Here is a 16,475-nt window from a genome sequence, read left to right as displayed (position 1 = left end):
ATCCCGGCTCAGGCCTGGCGTGACGATTTGTAGACGTTGACGCCGAGTTCGCGAATCTTCTTGCGCAGCGTGTTGCGGTTGAGCCCCAGCAGTTCCGCGGCTTTGATCTGGTTGCCGCGCGTCGCGGTCATCGAGGCCAGCACCAGCGGATATTCGACCTCCGAGAGAATGCGCTGGTAGAGGCCGGCAGGCGGCAATTCGCCGGCAAACGAGGTGAAATAGCGCTGCAGGAAATGCTCGACCGCCTGGCCGATGGACAGGTCGTCGGGAATGAGGTTGCCGCCGCCCGGCACCACGGGACGCTCGCCGGTCTTGAGTTCCGCCTCGATGATCTCGGAGGAAATCTCGTCCTGTGAATAGAGCGCGGCGAGCCTGCGGACCAGGTTTTCCAGTTCGCGCACATTGCCCGGCCAGGGATAGCGCTTCATCAATTCGATGCCGCCCGACGAGATACGCTTGGTCTGGAGACCCTCCATCTCGCCGAGCTTGAAGAAGTGCCGGACGAGGTCCGGCACGTCCTCGGAGCGCTCGCGCAGTGCCGGGAGCCTGAGGGGCACGACATTGAGGCGATAGAAAAGATCCTCGCGGAAGAGCCCCTGGTTGATCAGCGTGCGCAAATCCTTGTTGGTGGCGGCGACGATGCGCACGTCGGTCTTGATCGGCGTGCGGCCGCCGACGGTCGTGTATTCGCCCTGCTGAAGCACGCGCAGCAGGCGCGTCTGCGCTTCCATCGGCATGTCGCCGATCTCGTCAAGGAACAGCGTGCCACCTTCGGCCTGTTCGAAGCGGCCGGTTGAGCGGTTCTGCGCACCGGTGAAGGCGCCCTTCTCATGGCCGAACAGTTCCGATTCGATCAGGTCGCGCGGGATGGCCGCCATGTTGATGGCAACGAAAGGGCCGCCACGGCGGCGGCCATATTCGTGCAGCGCACGCGCCACCAGCTCCTTGCCGGTGCCCGATTCGCCCGAAATCATCACCGTCAGGTCGGTCTGCATCATGCGCGCCAGCATGCGATAGATGTCCTGCATGGCGGCCGAGCGGCCGACCAGCGGCATCGTCTCGGGCTGCTCTTCTGGCCGCGCGTCGATCTTGGGGCGCCGCGGCTCCGACAGCGCCCGGTTGACGATGTTGAGGAGCTCGGTGAGATCGAACGGCTTCGGCAGATATTCGTAGGCGCCGGTCTCGGAGGCACGGATCGCCGTCATGAACGTATTCTGGGCGCTCATGACGATGACGGGCAGCTCCGGCCGAGCTTTCTTGATGCGCGGCAGCATGTCGAATGCGTTCTCGTCCGGCATCACCACGTCGGTGATGACGAGATCGCCCTCGCCCGCCGCCACCCAGCGCCACAGCGTCGAGGCATTGGAGGTCACGCGCACCTCATGGCCGACACGCGAAAGGGCCTGGTTGAGGACCGTACGGATCGCCGCATCGTCGTCGGCGACGAGAATATTGCCGCGAACGGTCATTTGCGGTCTCCTTCAGCGTCTTCATCGGTGCCGAGCGCCGTTTCCTTCCAGGCCGGCATCAGGATGCGGAACATTGTCGCGCGCGGCGTCGATTCGCATTCGATGATGCCGCCATGCTCGCCGACGATCTTGGCCACCAGCGCGAGGCCCAGTCCCGAGCCGTTCGGCTTGGTGGTGATGAAGGGATCGAACAGGATCGGCAGGATATCCTCCGAGACGCCGGAACCGTTGTCTCGCACGCAGAACTCGAGCGGCAGCGACACGCGATCCTGAGTGCCTGGAACCGAAACGCGAATGCCCGGCCGGAAGGCCGTCGACAGGACGATTTCACCTTGGGGGTCGCCGCCGATCGCCTCGGCGGCGTTCTTGACCAGGTTTAGGAACACCTGGATGAGTTGGTCGCGGTTGGCGAAGACCGGAGGCAATGAAGGATCATAATCCTCCAATATCTTGATTTTTTTCGCAAAACCGTTCTTGGCGATCGCCTTCACATGGTCGAGCACGACATGGATGTTGACGGGATAGCGGTCGATCGGCCGCTCGTCGGAAAACACCTCCATGCGATCGACCAGCGACACGATGCGATCGGTCTCGTCGGTGATCAGCCGCGTCAGCGCGCGATCTTCGTCTGAAGCGGACAGTTCAAGCAGCTGGGCAGCGCCCCTGATGCCGGAGAGCGGGTTCTTGATCTCGTGAGCCAGCATCGCCGCCAGGCCGGTCACCGAGCGCGCCGCGCCGCGATGCGTCATCTGCCGGTCGATCTTGTCGGCCATCGACCGTTCCTGGAACATCACCACGACGGAGCCTGGAAACTCCGGCACCGGGGCAACATAGAGATCGACCACCTTCTCGATGCCGAGACGCGGAGACGACACGTCGACCCGGTACTCGTTGACGGGGGCCCGGCGCTCGCGCACCTGGTCGACCAGCGTCAGCAGCGGGCTGCCGAAGGGGATGAGCTTTGACAGCGTGTTGCGGGCGAGCATCGTCGCGCTTGAGCGGAAGAAGTCCTCCGCATCGGCGTTGGCGAAGGTGATGAACCCCTCCGAACTGATCATGATGACCGGACGGCGGATGGTGTTGAGCACGATCTGGGCAGCATCCGCCATTTCCGGGCTCTGGCTGACGGAGGCGTTCATGCGGCGCTCCGCAAGGGTGCTTGCTCGGCGGCCGAAAACACCTCGCGAAGCAAGGTAATCGTCCGCGCGGGATCGAAAGACGTGAGAATGGCCTTGCGCTTTTCGTCGGCAACGGCGCCGGCATGGCGGTCCAGATACCAGCCGAGGTGCTTGCGCGCCTGGCGCAGGCCGCTCTCGACGCCGTAGAGCGCAAGCATGTCCTCGTAATGGGCAATGATGTAGTCGGTCAGTTCCGCAGCGCTTTCCGGTAGCCGGGCAAGCTCGCCTGCCGCCGCGGCCGCGATGGTTCCGGCGACCCAGGGCGCGCCGTAGTGGGCGCGGCCCACCATCACGGCATCGGCGCCGGATTGCTCCAGAACAGCGGCTGCTTGCGCAGGCGAAGACACATCGCCATTGGCGACAACCGGGATCGACACGGCAGCCTTGACGCGGGCTATTGCGCGCCAATCAGCATTGCCTTGATAGAACTGGCAGCGCGTGCGGCCGTGCACCGTCACCATCTTGACGCCCGCCTGCTCGGCACGGCGCGCCAGGTCCGGCGCGTTGAGCGCCGTTTCGTCCCAGCCGAGCCGCATCTTCAGCGTCACCGGCACACCGACCGCGCCGACCACGGCGTCGACCAGCGACAGTGCATGATCGAGATCTTGCATCAGTGCCGAGCCGGCATAGCCGCCGGTCACCTTCTTGGCGGGGCAACCCATATTGATGTCGATGACGTCGGCGCCCTCGCCGACGGCGATGCGTGCGCCTTCCGCCATGTGTGCCGCCTCGCGGCCGGCAAGCTGCACCATATGGACGGGCAGGCCCGAATGACGTATGCGCAGGTCGCATCCGGCCCTGCCTTTGGCGAGCTCGCCGCTTGCCACCATTTCGGATACGACCAGGCCGGCGCCATGCGCATGGGCGCGTCGCCGGAACGGCTCGTCGGTAATTCCCGACATCGGCGCGAGGAACACGCGATTGCGGATACTCACGCCGCCGACGTCGAGAGGTGCGGCCAATTTGGTCAGGTCAAGCATGCACAAAAACCAAGCATGTTCATTTGCTGCACATTCTCTAGCCATATCGGCCGCAATGTGCAACGCGGAATGACGCCACATTACGGCGCAATTGGGAAATGCCGAGCTCGGCTGCAGTCCCGAGCAAAGCGCCGCGCCTTGCACGAACACGCAATGGACCTTTTAGGGCTTCCTGTTCGGCCTACAATCTCTCCGAAAACCGATTACACTTTTGGGGATCGTGCGCTAAGCCAATCGGCATGACTGACGCGAGCGAAAATCAGGCTTTGGAGGCGAACGGCAAGGTCGCGGTGGTTATTGTTGCGGCCGGCCGCGGCGCGCGTGCCGGACAGGCCGATGGCCCGAAGCAATATCAGCAGATCGGCGGTCGCGCCGTAATCGCCCACGTCATCGATATTTTCCTGGCGCATCCGCGTATCGGCCCGCTCGTCGTGGCAATACACGCCGAGGATCACGAACTTTTTCGACATGCCGTCGGCGCACACTCCAATCGCGTCACGGCAATTGCGGGTGGCCCCACCAGGCAAGACTCGGTTCGACTCGGACTGCAGGCGTTGAGAAGCCACGCACCGGACAAGGTTCTCATCCACGACGCGGCGCGCCCCTTCGTCGACGCGGACCTGATCGACCGCACGATCGCAGCCATCGGCGAGCGCGAGGGTGCGCTCCCGGCGCTGCCCGTCGCCGATACGCTGAAACGCGAATCCGCCGCCGGGATGGTCGCCGAAACGGTTTCCCGGAGCGGGCTTCACGCGGCGCAAACGCCGCAGGGTTTCCCATTCCTGGCGATTATGGCCATGCATGAGGAAGCCTATAACAGCGGCAAAACCGACTTTACCGACGACGCCGCGATCGCCGAGTGGATGCAGATGCCGGTCAAACTCGTTCCCGGCTCACCGGACAACGTCAAACTCACCTGGGCACGGGACATCGCCATGGCGGACCAACGACTTTCCAGCGAGCGCATGCGCTTTCCCGATATTAGAACCGGCAATGGCTACGACGTCCACGCGTTCGAGCCTGGCGACCACGTCACGCTATGCGGCATCGCCATTCCGCATGACAAGAAACTGTCCGGCCATTCCGATGCCGATGTCGGGCTCCATGCCCTTACCGATGCGCTGCTGGCGACCTGCGGCGCCGGCGATATCGGCACGCATTTCCCACCCTCCGACCCGCAGTGGAAGGGTACTGCCTCCCGGATTTTCGTGGAACATGCGGCAAAGCTGGTGCGCGCGCGCGGCGGCCGCATCGCCAATGCCGACATCACGCTGATCTGCGAGGCGCCACGCGTCGGCCCACATCGCGAGGCGATGACGGCTGCCCTGTCGCAGATGCTGGCCATCTCTGCCGACCGCATCTCCATCAAGGCGACAACCAACGAGAAGCTCGGTTTCGTCGGCCGCGAGGAAGGCATTGCGGCGATCGCCACGGCGAGCGTGGTGTTTCCCGGCGAGGTGCCGGAATGAGCAACAGCGAACTGGCAAATGCATTGCTGCAAGCCTGCCAGAAGCGCGGCATTATGCTTGCGACGGCGGAAAGCTGCACCGGCGGCATGATCATCGCCGCGCTGACCGACATCGCCGGCTCTTCCGCCGTGGTCGATCGCGGCTTCATCACCTATTCCAATGAAGCCAAGATGGACATGCTCGGGGTTTCCGCCGCCACGCTGGAGGCTCATGGCGCGGTTTCACGCGAGACAGCGATCGAAATGGCAACCGGCGCGCTGGCGCGCTCCCGTGCCGGGCTCAGCCTCGCCGTTACCGGCATTGCCGGACCGGGCGGTGGCTCGCCGGAAAAACCGGTCGGCCTGGTCTGGTTCGGGATTGGCCTAAGCGGCCAGCCGGTTACGGCCGATCGCGTGCTGTTCGCCGATGAAGGCCGTGCTTTCATTCGCCAGGAGACCGCCAGCCATGCACTCAAGCTGGGATTGCAGGCGCTTGGGCATGCTCACGCCGGTTTTGCACCGTAGATGACATCAGCACGCTTTTCGAAGGCTTCGGAGAACATGCGGAAGGCACGGTCGAACATCGTGCCCATCAGGGCGCCGAGGATGCGGCTTTTGAACTCGTAGTCGATGAAGAAGCAGACGGCACAGCCGCCGTCGGCAGGGTCGAATCGCCAGACATTGGTCAGATATTTGAACGGACCGTCGATGTATTTGACGTCGATCGCACGCTCGTCGGGCTTCAGCAGCACCTGCGTCGTGAAGGTCTCGCGGATCGCCTTGTAGCCGATGCTCATATCGGCGACGAGGATAGTGCGCCCGTCACGCTCCTTGCGCGAGCGCACCGTCAGTGCCTCGCAAAGCGGCAGGAATTGCGGATAAGCTTCGATGTCGGCGACCAGGGCGAACATCTGTTCCGGCGTGTGGGAAACGCGGCGGGTGGCTTCGAATTTCGGCATGAACCCGGCTCTAAAGCGCGTCGCGTCGACACAGACTCATGCGACGCACCTTAGAGTCTTTGTTTTCGTGCATGCCGTTCTCCCAAAACCCGAAGTCACTTTGGGCGACATGCATCAGAGCGATTTCTCGAGCTGCGCTTGGCGCGCGGCGCGCAGCTTGGCGAAATCGTCGCCGGCGTGGTGCGAGGAGCGGGTCAGCGGGCTCGACGCCACCAGCAGGAAGCCCTTGGTCCGGCCGATCGTCTCGAAGGACTTGAACTCCTCCGGGGTGACGAAGCGGATCACCGGGTGGTGCTTTTTCGATGGCTGCAGATACTGGCCTATGGTCATGAAGTCGACATTGGCCGAACGCAGATCGTCCATAAGCTGCAGGATTTCGTTCCGCTCCTCGCCCAGTCCAACCATGATGCCGGACTTGGTAAAGATCGAAGGGTCGAGCTCCTTGACCCGCTGCAAAAGCCTGATCGAATGGAAATAGCGGGCGCCTGGCCGGACCGTCAGGTAGTTCGACGGCACCGTTTCGAGATTGTGGTTGAAGACATCGGGCTTTGCCGCAACCACGACCTCCAGTGCGCCGTCCTTGCGCAGGAAGTCGGGCGTCAGGATCTCGATCGTGGTTGAAGGCGTCGCCGCCCGGATCGCACGGATGACCTCGGCGAAATGCTGCGCGCCGCCATCGGCGAGATCGTCGCGATCGACAGAGGTGATGACGACGTGGCTGAGGCCCATCTGCTTGACCGCGTGGGCGACCCGTGCCGGCTCCTCCGGGTCGAGCGCGGTCGGGATGCCGGTGGCGACGTTGCAGAAGGCGCAGGCACGTGTGCAGATCTCGCCCATGATCATGAAGGTGGCGTGCTTCTTGTCCCAGCACTCGCCGATGTTCGGGCAGCCGGCCTCCTCGCAGACCGTCACCAGCTTGTGCGATTTCACGATCTCGCGGGTTTCGGCATAGCCTTTCGACACAGGCGCCTTGACGCGGATCCAGTCAGGCTTGCGCAGCACGTCCTGGTCGGGCTTGTGCGCCTTCTCCGGATGCCGCAGCCGCGGCGCATTGGCGATCGTGTCGAGGACGGTGACCATCGGAACCCTGGTTTTCTTTGCGATCGCCGCCGGCGATCGTCACTTACACGTCATCTAGGACTTTTCAGCACAAAGAAAAAGGCTGCGGCGGTACATGCCGCCACAACCGTTTTCGCATGGCGGAAACGATACCGACTAACGGCGCACCAGACGCCCGGCCCAGATCAGCAGGCAGGCGCCGATGAAACCGGTGATCAGGTAGGCGGTCCAGCCGACGCCAAACACGCCGATGTTCAAGGCACGCAAGATCGCGTTCAGCACCACTGCGCCGGCAATGCCCAAGATGATGTTCATCAAGACGCCGGTGTTGCTCTTCATGACCATTTCGGCAAACCAGCCCGCCAGGCCGCCGATGATGATGGCTGCGATCCAGCCCACGCCATTCACGTCCATATGCCTTCTCCTTGCTTGAGAAAAAACGCATCCGGAACCGAACTAACTTGCCGTCGAGCTCCTGCGGCTTTCGCATCTGAGTCTCGTGCGGCCAATCTATCATGCGTTCAACGCACGGCCATAGGCGTCGAGTACGCTTTCCTTCATCATCTCCGACAGCGTCGGGTGCGGGAAGATCGTGTGCATCAGTTCTTCCTCGGTCGTCTCGAGGTTCATCGCAACGACAAAACCCTGGATCAGTTCGGTCACTTCGGCGCCCACCATGTGGGCGCCAAGCAGTTGGCCGGTGTTCTTGTCGAAGATGGTCTTGATGAAGCCCTGGTCCTCGCCGAGCGCGATGGCCTTGCCATTGGCGGCGAACTGGAAGCGGCCGACCCTGACATCCTTGCCCTCGGCCTTGGCTTTCGCTTCTGTCAGGCCGACCGAAGCGACCTGCGGATTGCAATAGGTGCAGCCAGGGATCTTCAGCTTGTCGGTGGCGTGCACGCCGGGGAAATTGGCGATCTTCTCGACGCAGACGACGCCTTCATGCTCGGCCTTGTGGGCGAGCATCGGCGGACCGGCGACATCGCCGATGGCGTAGATGCCGGACACATTGGTCTTACCGTAGTCGTCAACGACGACGCAGCCGCGCTCCGTCTTCACGCCAAGCGTCTCCAGGCCGAGGCCCTCGATATTGCCTTGCACGCCGACGGCCGAGATCATGCGATCGGCCGTGATCTTCTCCACCTTGCCGTCCTTCATCTCGACATGCGCGGTGATCGAATTGGCGCCTTTCTCGACCTTGGTTACCTTGGCTTCGAGAATGATTTTCATGCCCTGCTTCTCGAACTGCTTCTGGGCGAATTTCGACACCTCGGCGTCCTCGACCGGCATCACGGCCGGCAGCAGTTCGACGACGGTCACGTCGGCGCCCATGGTGCGGTAGAACGAGGCGAATTCGATGCCGATGGCGCCCGAACCCATCACCAGCAGCGACTTCGGCATTTCCTTGGGCACCATGGCCTCGAAATAGGTCCAGATCAGCTTGCCGTCCGGCTCGATGCCCGGCAGCGCCCGCGGCCGGGCGCCGGTCGCCAGTATGATGTGCTTGGCGGTGTAGGTGCCCTCGCCCTTGACGCCTTTCGGCACCGGCGGCTGCGGCTCCATCGGCTTCTTGGCCGTCTTGGAGACGACGATCTCGCCCGGTTTTGTCAGCTTGGCCTCGCCCCAGATGACGTCGACCTTGTTCTTCTTCATCAGGAAGGCGACGCCGCCATTGAGCCGCAGCGAAACCTTGCGCGAGCGGTCGACGACGGCCGATGTGTCGACGCTGACCTTGCCGTCGAGCTTCAGTCCATAGTCCTTCAGATGATCCGAATAATGCATGATCTCGGCCGAACGCAGCAACGCCTTGGTCGGAATGCAGCCCCAGTTCAGGCAAATGCCGCCGAGATGCTCGCGCTCGACGATCGCCGTCTTGAAACCGAGCTGCGCGGAACGCACTGCCGTGACATAGCCGCCGGGACCGGAGCCGATGATGATGACGTCGTAGTTCTCAGCCACGGTTTTCTCCTTCAATCACAATTCCAGCATGACGCGCACGAGCGGCGTCAACGCCTCGCCGATGTTTCGCGTATTTTCGGCATCGAGATGGACGCCGTCGAGCGGCGTGGTCTTGGCCACAGTGCCGGCATCGAAGAAGCCGCAGCCAGCCTTATCGGCAAGCGCGGAATATTGCGGCGCAAGCTCTTTGGACGCATCGTCGCCGCCGGCAAACATCGCCTTGAACTCGGCATCTTCGGTGCGACTGACGAGAGGCGGCGAGACGATGAGGATCTGCGGCGGCGGCCAGTCGAACGGATAGTCGTGGCCGCGCACGATGTCGATCAGGCGCTGGATGCCTTGTTTGGCCGCAACGGGATTGCCGTGGATCCAGGGCTTCATGTCGTTGGCGCCGAGCATGATGACGATGACGTCGATCGGCGCATGCGTGGTCAGCACCGTCGGCAGCGTTCTTGCGCCATTGCGGTCGGCGCCTGCGAGGTGATCGTCGAACGCCGTTGTGCGGCCATTCAGCCCCTCGGCAATGACATGCACGCCGTCACCGAGCCCAGCCTGCAGCACGCTTGGCCAGCGATCCTCGAGCGCATGACGGCCACCCTCGGCATTGTAGCCCCAGGTCAGCGAGTCGCCGTAGCAAAGAACCGTCTTCATCTTGCTCAACCCGCCCTTGCGAGGGAGTATTCTTCCTCGGCATTGGTGACGACGGCGAATTCCTGCGCCTCCAAGCCGCCGGCGAAGAGGCCGGTGAAGAATTTCCGCACCGCCTTGTTCTTCCTACACCAGCATGCCCATCGGGTTCTCGATCAGCTTCTTGAAGGCGACCAGCAGTTCGGCGCCAAGTGCTCCGTCGACGGCGCGATGGTCGGTCGACAGCGTCACCGACATCACCGTGGCGATTTTGATCTCGCCGTTCTTGACCACCGCCCGCTCCTCGCCGGCACCCACTGCCAGGATCGTCGCATGCGGCGGGTTGATGACGGCGGCGAAATCCTTGATGCCGAACATGCCAAGGTTCGACACCGCCGTGGTGCCGCCTTGATACTCTTCCGGCTTCAGCTTGCGGTTGCGCGCGCGGCTGGCCAGGTCCTTCATCTCGTTGGAGATCACCGACAGCGTCTTTTCGTCCGCCTTGCGAATGATCGGCGTGATCAGGCCGCCGGGGATCGAGACGGCGACGCCGACATCGGCATGCCTGTGCTTGACCATGGCGCTTTCGGTCCACGAGGCATTGGCATCCGGCACCGCTTTCAGGGCCATGGCCATCGCCTTGATCACCATGTCGTTGACCGACAGCTTGTAGGCGGGCGCCTCGCCCTTGTCGGTCTTCTTTACCGGTGCGGCCGCATTGAGCTGCGTGCGCAGCGAAAGCAGCGCATCGAGCTCGCAGTCGAGCGTCAGGTAGAAATGCGGGATGGTGGTCTTGGCCTCGACCAGCCGGCGCGCGATGGTCTTGCGCATGTTGTCGTGCGGGACGAGTTCATAGGAGCCTTCCTCGAACAGGCGCAGCACCTGATCGTCCGACATCGCCTTTACCGGCGCGGGAGCAGCGGCCGGCGCGCCAGCCGGAGCTTTGGCAGCGGGTGCCGCCTTGGCGCCGCCGCCGGCTATGGCGGCATCGACATCGGCCCGCACCACCCGGCCATGCGGGCCGGTGCCGGTCACGGCAGACACATCGACGCCCGCCTCTTTGGCAATACGGCGCGCGAGCGGCGAAGCAAAGGTGCGCCCTTCACCCTCCCCCTTGTGGGGAGGGTCGGCAGGCCTTCCGGCCGGGGTGGGGGTCGCGGCGGTGGGTTCACCCGCGGCGCGACCTCCCCCATCGGACGGAGAGGTGGGAGTCTCAGTCTTCGATGTCTCAGCCTTGGGACGCTCCGCTTTCGCCGGTGCGGCATCGCCACCGCTTTTCGCGGCGGCACTTGCGTCCTCACCCTCGGCGGCAAGCACGGCGATCAGCGCATTGACCTTGACACCTTCGGTGCCGGCGGGAACGACCAGTTTCGCCACCGTGCCCTCATCGACGGCTTCGACTTCCATCGTCGCCTTGTCGGTCTCGATCTCGGCAATGACATCGCCGGGCGAAACCTTGTCGCCCTCCTTCACGAGCCACTTCGACAGATTGCCCTCTTCCATGGTGGGCGAGAGGGCCGGCATGGTGATGTTGATTGGCATTGTGTCCTCCCGCCCGGTTCAGCGATATGAGACGGCTTTGACGGCCTCGATGACCTCGCCGACATTCGGCAAAGCCAGCTTTTCGAGATTGGCCGCATAGGGCATCGGCACGTCCTTGCCGGCAATGGTGATGACCGGCGCGTCGAGGAAATCGAAGGCTCGCTGCGACACCTGGTTGGCGACATGGTCGCCGACCGAGTTCTGCGGGAAGCCTTCTTCCACCACGACCAGCCGGTTGGTCTTCTTCACCGAGGCGATGATGGTGTCGAAGTCGAGCGGACGGATGGTCCTGAGATCGATAATCTCCGCGTCGATGCCCATGCCGCGCAGTTCCGCTTCGGCCTTGACCGCATAGGTCATGCCAATGCCGAAGGAGACGATGGTGACGTCCTTGCCTGATTTGTGGATGCGCGCCTTGCCGATCGGCAGCACGAAGTCGTCCAGCTTCGGCACGTCGAAGGACTGGCCGTAGAGGATTTCGTTTTCGAGGAAGATGACCGGGTTCGGATCGCGGATCGCCGCCTTGAGCAGTCCCTTGGCGTCGGCGGCGGTATAAGGCATCACCACCTTCAGGCCCGGTATGTGGCTGTACCAGGCGGCATAGCATTGCGAATGCTGGGCGGCGACGCGAGCCGCAGCACCATTCGGCCCGCGGAAGACGATCGGCGCGCCCATCTGTCCGCCGGACATGTAGAGCGTCTTGGCGGCCGAGTTGACGATCTGGTCGATCGCCTGCATGGCGAAGTTGAAGGTCATGAATTCGACGATCGGCTTCAGGCCAGCCATCGCCGCACCGACCCCGACGCCGGCAAAGCCGTGCTCGGTGATCGGCGTGTCGACGACGCGACGCGGTCCGAACTCCTGCAGCAGGCCTTGGGTGATCTTGTAGGCGCCCTGGTACTCGGCAACTTCCTCGCCCATGACGAAGACATCGCCGTCGCGGCGCATTTCCTCCGCCATGGCATCGCGCAGCGCTTCGCGCACCGTGGTCGAGACCATCTCGGTCCCGGCGGGTATGTCAGGATCGGCGGCGACTTCCGTCTTCGGCGCGGCCGCCACAGGCGCCGCTGCCTCGCTCTTGGCCGCAGCGGGTGCCGGTGTCGGCGCCTTTGCCTCAGCCTTGGCGGGCTCTTCACCGATGCCTTCGCCGGCCTTGTCGACGTCTTCGCCATCGACAGCCAGCACGGCGATCACCGCGTTGACCTTGACGCCTTCGGTGCCTGCGGGAACCACGATCTTGGCAAGCGTGCCCTCATCGACAGCTTCGACTTCCATCGTCGCCTTGTCGGTTTCGATCTCGGCGATGACGTCGCCGGCGACGACCTTGTCGCCCTCGTTCTTCAACCACTTGGAAAGATTGCCCTCTTCCATGGTCGGCGAAAGGGCGGGCATGAGAATTTCGATCGGCATGTCCTTGCCCTCCCGTTACAATACGATGTCGGTCCAGAGCTCGGACGGATCCGGCTCGGCGTCGTGCTGGGCAAACTCGGCGGCATCGGCGACGACGTCGCGAACCTCCTTGTCGATGGTCTTCAATTCGTCCTCGCTTGCCCACTTCTTCTGGATCAGCCGCGCTTTGACCTGCTCGATCGGGTCATGCTCGGAGCGCATCTTCTGCACTTCTTCCTTGGAGCGGTATTTCGCCGGGTCGGACATCGAATGGCCCCGATAGCGGTAGGTCTGCATTTCGAGGATCAGCGGCCCATTGCCGGCACGGCACCATTCGGTGGCGAGATCGCCGGCGGCCTTGACAGCACGCACGTCCATGCCGTCGACCTGGATGCCGGGAATCTTGAACGAGGCGCCGCGATTCGAGAAGTCGGTCTCCGCCGAGGAGCGCGATACCGAGGTGCCCATGGCATAGCGGTTGTTCTCGATGATGTAGATCACCGGCAGCTTCCACAGCGAAGCCATGTTGAAGCTTTCGTAGACCTGGCCCTGGTTGGCGGCCCCGTCGCCGAAATAGGTCAGCGTGACATTGTTGTTGCTGCGATAGCGGTTGGCAAAGGCCAGGCCCGTGCCGAGCGACACCTGGGCGCCGACGATGCCGTGGCCACCGTAGAAATGCTTCTCCTTGGAGAACATGTGCATGGAGCCGCCCTTGCCCTTCGACAGGCCGCCTCGGCGGCCGGTCAGTTCGGCCATGACGCCACGCGGCGACAGTTCCATCGCCAACATATGACCGTGGTCGCGGTAGGCCGTGATCATCTGGTCACCGTCGATCAGCGCCATCTTCATACCGGTGACGACCGCTTCCTGGCCGATGTAGAGATGGCAGAAGCCGCCGATGAAGCCCATCCCGTAAAGCTGGCCGGCCTTTTCCTCGAAACGGCGAATAAGCAGCATGTGCCGGTAGGCGGCAAGCTCCTCGTCCTTGGTGAATTCCACTGGTTTGGGCGCGGAAAGGCCCGATTTGCCGTCGGATTTCGATTTGGCAGGCGCTTTCCTGGCTGCGGTTGCCATGCATCACTCCCTGTTGGCGTCTCTTCGCGGACATTTCGAGCAAGATGAAATCTGCTCGAGCAAGATGAAATCTGCTCAGGGGAGATCAGCTCTCCCCACTGATTTTGGGGAGGCTAACACGTGAGAACGTGTTCCGCCATGTCGAAATTGCATAGCTGGCATGCGACTAAGCAATTAGAATCATTGAAAATATTGGTGATTAACCTGATATTGGTTACTTTGCCGAGACCGGCAACATGATGGTGATTTCGTCGGCCTGGGACAAATTCAGCGCCTTACGCGCCTGCTCGTCGAGCATGTCCTTCTCCAGCGTGCCGTCGTGCATCAGCTTGACGCGCCGTTCCAGCTCCATCCTGCGCGCCTTGATCGCATCGAGCTGGGCCTGCAGGGCAACAGTCTCGGCCTCCAGCTGGTATTTCGAATTGATGCCGAACTCGCCGTGATAGGCATGAAAGCCGAAATAGGCCAGGAACACCGCGCAGAGCGAGGGGATAATCAGCCGGCCGGTGTTTCTCTGTTTGTGCTGACGCGTCCACATCGTCCGTTCCCTCGCAGTCGCGAACTCGGGCGACCACGGTCTTTTTCGCTCCATTGTGCTTAACGGACGGTTACGGATGACGCGTCCACAGGCGCTCCAACGAAAAAGGGCGGGAATTCCCGCCCCTCACCGCCATCCCTGTGTCAGATGCTCCGGCTCAGCCCTTCAACATCGACTTGCCGGCGTAGCGCGCCTGCTTGCCGAGTTCTTCCTCGATGCGGATGAGCTGGTTGTATTTGGCCATGCGGTCGGAACGCGACAGCGATCCGGTCTTGATCTGCCCGCAATTGGTGGCGACGGCGAGGTCGGCGATGGTCGAATCCTCGGTCTCGCCCGAGCGATGCGACATGACGGCGGTGTAGCCGGCCTTGTGCGCGGTCTCGACGGCATCGAGCGTCTCGGTCAGCGATCCGATCTGGTTGACCTTGACCAGGATCGAATTGGCGACCCCCATGCGGATGCCATCGCGCAGGCGCGCCGTATTGGTGACGAAGAGATCATCGCCGACGAGCTGCGTCTTCTTGCCGATCAGGTCGGTCAGATATTTCCAGCCTTCCCAGTCATCCTCGGCAAGGCCGTCCTCGATCGAAATGATCGGATAATCGGCGGCGAGCTTGGCCAGGTATTTCGCCTGCGCCTTCGGATCGCGTGTCTTCTTCTCGCCTTCATAGACGTAGTTGCCGTCCTTGAAGAATTCCGTCGCAGCGCAATCGAGGCCGAGCGCAATCTCCTCGCCCGGCTTGAAGCCGGCCTGCTCGATCGACTCCATGATGAAATCGAGCGCCACCGGCGCGCTCTTCAGGTTCGGGGCAAAGCCGCCTTCGTCGCCGACATTGGTGTTGTGGCCGGCGTCCTTCAGCTTCTTCCTCAGCGTGTGGAAGACCTCAGAACCCCAGCGCACGCCTTCGCGCAGCGTTGGCGCACCGACCGGCAGGATCATGAATTCCTGGAAATCGATCGGGTTGTCGGCATGGGCGCCGCCATTGATGATGTTCATCATCGGTACCGGCAGCAGATGCGCCTTGGTGCCGCCGACGTAACGATAGAGCGGCAGGCCGGCGGCTTCGGCCGCGGCCTTGGCCACCGCCAGCGACACGCCGAGAATAGCGTTGGCGCCGAGCCGGCTCTTGTTGGGCGTGCCGTCGAGTTCGATCATGGTCTGGTCGATGTGGATCTGGTTTTCGGCTTCCATGCCGCCGATTGCCTCGAACAGTTCGCCGTTGACCGCCTCGACGGCCCGCAGCACGCCCTTGCCGAGATAGCGGGCGCCGCCGTCGCGCAGTTCGACGGCTTCATGCGCGCCGGTGGAAGCTCCAGACGGCACGGCCGCGCGGCCCATCGAACCGTCTTCGAGCACGACATCGACCTCGACGGTCGGATTTCCACGGCTGTCCAGGATTTCACGCCCGACAATGTCGATGATGGCGGTCATTGCGATGTCCCCGATTGATCTGACGAAACGTCGCGCCCGTCTTAGCCAAAGCGGCGCAAAAGGCAATCGGGCCACCGCCAATTATTGCCGCCGGCGCGATTCACGAAGCGCAAATTCCTGTCATCATAAGTCATGCGCCATAGGATGGCCGCCGGTCTATGATGGCGGCTGCGCGGGGCGAAACAGGAGGAGTTTCGCCATGTCCGAGTTAAGCGGTATCGTGAGTTTGTTCCTGATCGCGGCGGCGTTCCTGACGTCCTGCGACAACCAGCAGCCTCCACAGGGCGCGGTGCAACTGTCGACCCTCCGCAGCGCGGAGTAAGCACGGCAGGCGATCATGTAAAAGGCCCCCGCTGGTTTGCGGGGGCCTTTTCACGTCAGGCTGGCCGGTCAATGCCAGTAAGGCTCGACCTTGTAGTAATTGTAGGAGGCGTCACGTGCGGCCTCGCCATCGGCGCCCGTCAGCTCGTTGATCGAATAGGCGGGAGCGGCTTTCAGCTGGTCCTTCGAGAATGGCACGACATAGCCGCCCCTATCCTCATCGTAATCCAAACTCGCCCACGGGATGGCGTGATATTTTTCACCCATGCCGAGAAAGCCGCCAAAACCGATCACAGCGAACATGATGCCGTTGGACAGCTTGTCGAGCATGACGTCCTCGATGCTGCCGATCTTCGTGCCTTCGGTGTTATAGACGGATGTGCCGATGACCCGCGAAGCAGCGATAGCCTCTGTGTGTCCTGCCTGGGTTGTCATGATGTGCTCCTCATTGTCGTTGCTCTGGACTTTCACAATGAGGGGCGAGATCGAAGGTTCCCGACT

The 16,475-nt window shown here is 62.7% G+C and carries 17 protein-coding genes; 3 read left to right on the top strand and 14 right to left on the bottom strand.

Going from position 1 to position 16,475, the window contains the following annotated elements; all coding sequences use genetic code 11:
* Nucleotides 1-8: 8 nt before the first annotated feature.
* The 3 genes from ntrC to dusB are packed head-to-tail and all read right to left on the bottom strand — an operon-like array spanning nucleotide 9 to nucleotide 3,627.
* Nucleotides 9-1,469 (bottom strand): nitrogen regulation protein NR(I), encoded by a 1,461-nt coding sequence (gene ntrC, locus FJ942_RS20195; protein ID WP_140498568.1) that lies wholly within the window; start codon nucleotides 1,467-1,469, stop codon nucleotides 9-11.
* The gene (locus FJ942_RS20190; RefSeq protein WP_140898758.1) at nucleotides 1,466-2,608 is read right to left on the bottom strand and encodes a nitrogen regulation protein NR(II); all 1,143 of its coding nucleotides are present in this window, start codon (nucleotides 2,606-2,608) and stop codon (nucleotides 1,466-1,468) included. Before FJ942_RS20190 ends, ntrC begins: the two co-directional genes overlap by 4 nt.
* Nucleotides 2,605-3,627: a tRNA dihydrouridine synthase DusB gene (dusB, locus tag FJ942_RS20185; RefSeq protein WP_140898756.1), complete on the bottom strand. Its 1,023-nt coding sequence runs from the start codon at nucleotides 3,625-3,627 to the stop codon at nucleotides 2,605-2,607. The genes FJ942_RS20190 and dusB overlap by 4 nt, the downstream gene beginning before the upstream one ends.
* Before the next feature lie 239 nt (nucleotides 3,628-3,866).
* On the opposite strand from dusB, the gene FJ942_RS20180 reads away from it, so the two are divergent.
* Nucleotides 3,867-5,096 (top strand): bifunctional 2-C-methyl-D-erythritol 4-phosphate cytidylyltransferase/2-C-methyl-D-erythritol 2,4-cyclodiphosphate synthase, encoded by a 1,230-nt coding sequence (locus FJ942_RS20180; RefSeq protein ID WP_140557250.1) that lies wholly within the window; start codon nucleotides 3,867-3,869, stop codon nucleotides 5,094-5,096.
* Nucleotides 5,093-5,599, top strand: a complete 507-nt coding sequence (locus tag FJ942_RS20175; protein WP_140525170.1) for a CinA family protein — start codon at nucleotides 5,093-5,095, stop codon at nucleotides 5,597-5,599. Before FJ942_RS20180 ends, FJ942_RS20175 begins: the two co-directional genes overlap by 4 nt.
* Here the strand turns inward: FJ942_RS20175 and FJ942_RS20170 are convergent.
* From FJ942_RS20170 to eno, 10 genes are all read right to left on the bottom strand, one after another.
* Complete coding sequence (locus FJ942_RS20170; RefSeq protein ID WP_140498563.1) at nucleotides 5,578-6,033, bottom strand: type II toxin-antitoxin system RatA family toxin; 456 nt, start codon at nucleotides 6,031-6,033, stop codon at nucleotides 5,578-5,580. The two genes, FJ942_RS20175 and FJ942_RS20170, sit on opposite strands and share 22 nt — an antisense overlap.
* A gap of 114 nt (nucleotides 6,034-6,147) precedes the next feature.
* On the bottom strand, nucleotides 6,148-7,113 hold the full coding sequence (lipA, locus tag FJ942_RS20165; RefSeq protein WP_140584650.1) for a lipoyl synthase: 966 nt from the start codon (nucleotides 7,111-7,113) through the stop codon (nucleotides 6,148-6,150).
* Between the two features lie 135 nt (nucleotides 7,114-7,248).
* Nucleotides 7,249-7,506 carry a GlsB/YeaQ/YmgE family stress response membrane protein gene (locus FJ942_RS20160; RefSeq protein WP_140498561.1) on the bottom strand — a complete coding sequence of 86 codons (258 nt, stop codon included), beginning with the start codon at nucleotides 7,504-7,506 and terminating at the stop codon, nucleotides 7,249-7,251.
* A 99-nt stretch (nucleotides 7,507-7,605) separates the two neighbouring features.
* Nucleotides 7,606-9,051, bottom strand: coding sequence for a dihydrolipoyl dehydrogenase (gene lpdA / locus FJ942_RS20155; protein ID WP_140525168.1), 1,446 nt, complete (start codon nucleotides 9,049-9,051; stop codon nucleotides 7,606-7,608).
* A gap of 15 nt (nucleotides 9,052-9,066) precedes the next feature.
* Nucleotides 9,067-9,702: an SGNH/GDSL hydrolase family protein gene (locus FJ942_RS20150; RefSeq protein ID WP_140898754.1), complete on the bottom strand. Its 636-nt coding sequence runs from the start codon at nucleotides 9,700-9,702 to the stop codon at nucleotides 9,067-9,069.
* Nucleotides 9,703-9,825: 123 nt separating this feature from the next.
* Nucleotides 9,826-11,220 (bottom strand): pyruvate dehydrogenase complex dihydrolipoamide acetyltransferase, encoded by a 1,395-nt coding sequence (locus tag FJ942_RS20145; RefSeq protein ID WP_140898752.1) that lies wholly within the window; start codon nucleotides 11,218-11,220, stop codon nucleotides 9,826-9,828.
* Nucleotides 11,221-11,238: 18 nt separating this feature from the next.
* The gene (locus FJ942_RS20140) at nucleotides 11,239-12,630 is read right to left on the bottom strand and encodes a pyruvate dehydrogenase complex E1 component subunit beta (RefSeq protein ID WP_140671674.1); all 1,392 of its coding nucleotides are present in this window, start codon (nucleotides 12,628-12,630) and stop codon (nucleotides 11,239-11,241) included.
* 15 nt (nucleotides 12,631-12,645) lie between these two features.
* The gene (gene pdhA, locus FJ942_RS20135; protein ID WP_140501346.1) at nucleotides 12,646-13,683 is read right to left on the bottom strand and encodes a pyruvate dehydrogenase (acetyl-transferring) E1 component subunit alpha; all 1,038 of its coding nucleotides are present in this window, start codon (nucleotides 13,681-13,683) and stop codon (nucleotides 12,646-12,648) included.
* A 214-nt stretch (nucleotides 13,684-13,897) separates the two neighbouring features.
* A complete protein-coding gene (locus tag FJ942_RS20130; protein WP_140501344.1) occupies nucleotides 13,898-14,221 on the bottom strand; it encodes a septum formation initiator family protein in 324 nt (107 codons plus the stop codon).
* A 157-nt stretch (nucleotides 14,222-14,378) separates the two neighbouring features.
* Nucleotides 14,379-15,653, bottom strand: coding sequence for a phosphopyruvate hydratase (eno, locus tag FJ942_RS20125; RefSeq protein ID WP_140501342.1), 1,275 nt, complete (start codon nucleotides 15,651-15,653; stop codon nucleotides 14,379-14,381).
* Between the two features lie 199 nt (nucleotides 15,654-15,852).
* On the opposite strand from eno, the gene FJ942_RS29060 reads away from it, so the two are divergent.
* Nucleotides 15,853-15,975 (top strand): hypothetical protein, encoded by a 123-nt coding sequence (locus FJ942_RS29060; protein WP_263483006.1) that lies wholly within the window; start codon nucleotides 15,853-15,855, stop codon nucleotides 15,973-15,975.
* Nucleotides 15,976-16,043: 68 nt separating this feature from the next.
* Here FJ942_RS29060 and FJ942_RS20120 read toward each other — a convergent pair whose 3' ends face one another.
* A complete protein-coding gene (locus FJ942_RS20120) occupies nucleotides 16,044-16,409 on the bottom strand; it encodes a PRC-barrel domain-containing protein (protein ID WP_140501340.1) in 366 nt (121 codons plus the stop codon).
* Nucleotides 16,410-16,475: the final 66 nt, after the last annotated feature.

The sequence above is a fragment of the Mesorhizobium sp. B2-4-2 genome (assembly GCF_006442845.1).
Lineage (GTDB): Bacteria > Pseudomonadota > Alphaproteobacteria > Rhizobiales > Rhizobiaceae > Mesorhizobium.
This window is presented reverse-complemented; position numbering and strand designations above follow the sequence as displayed.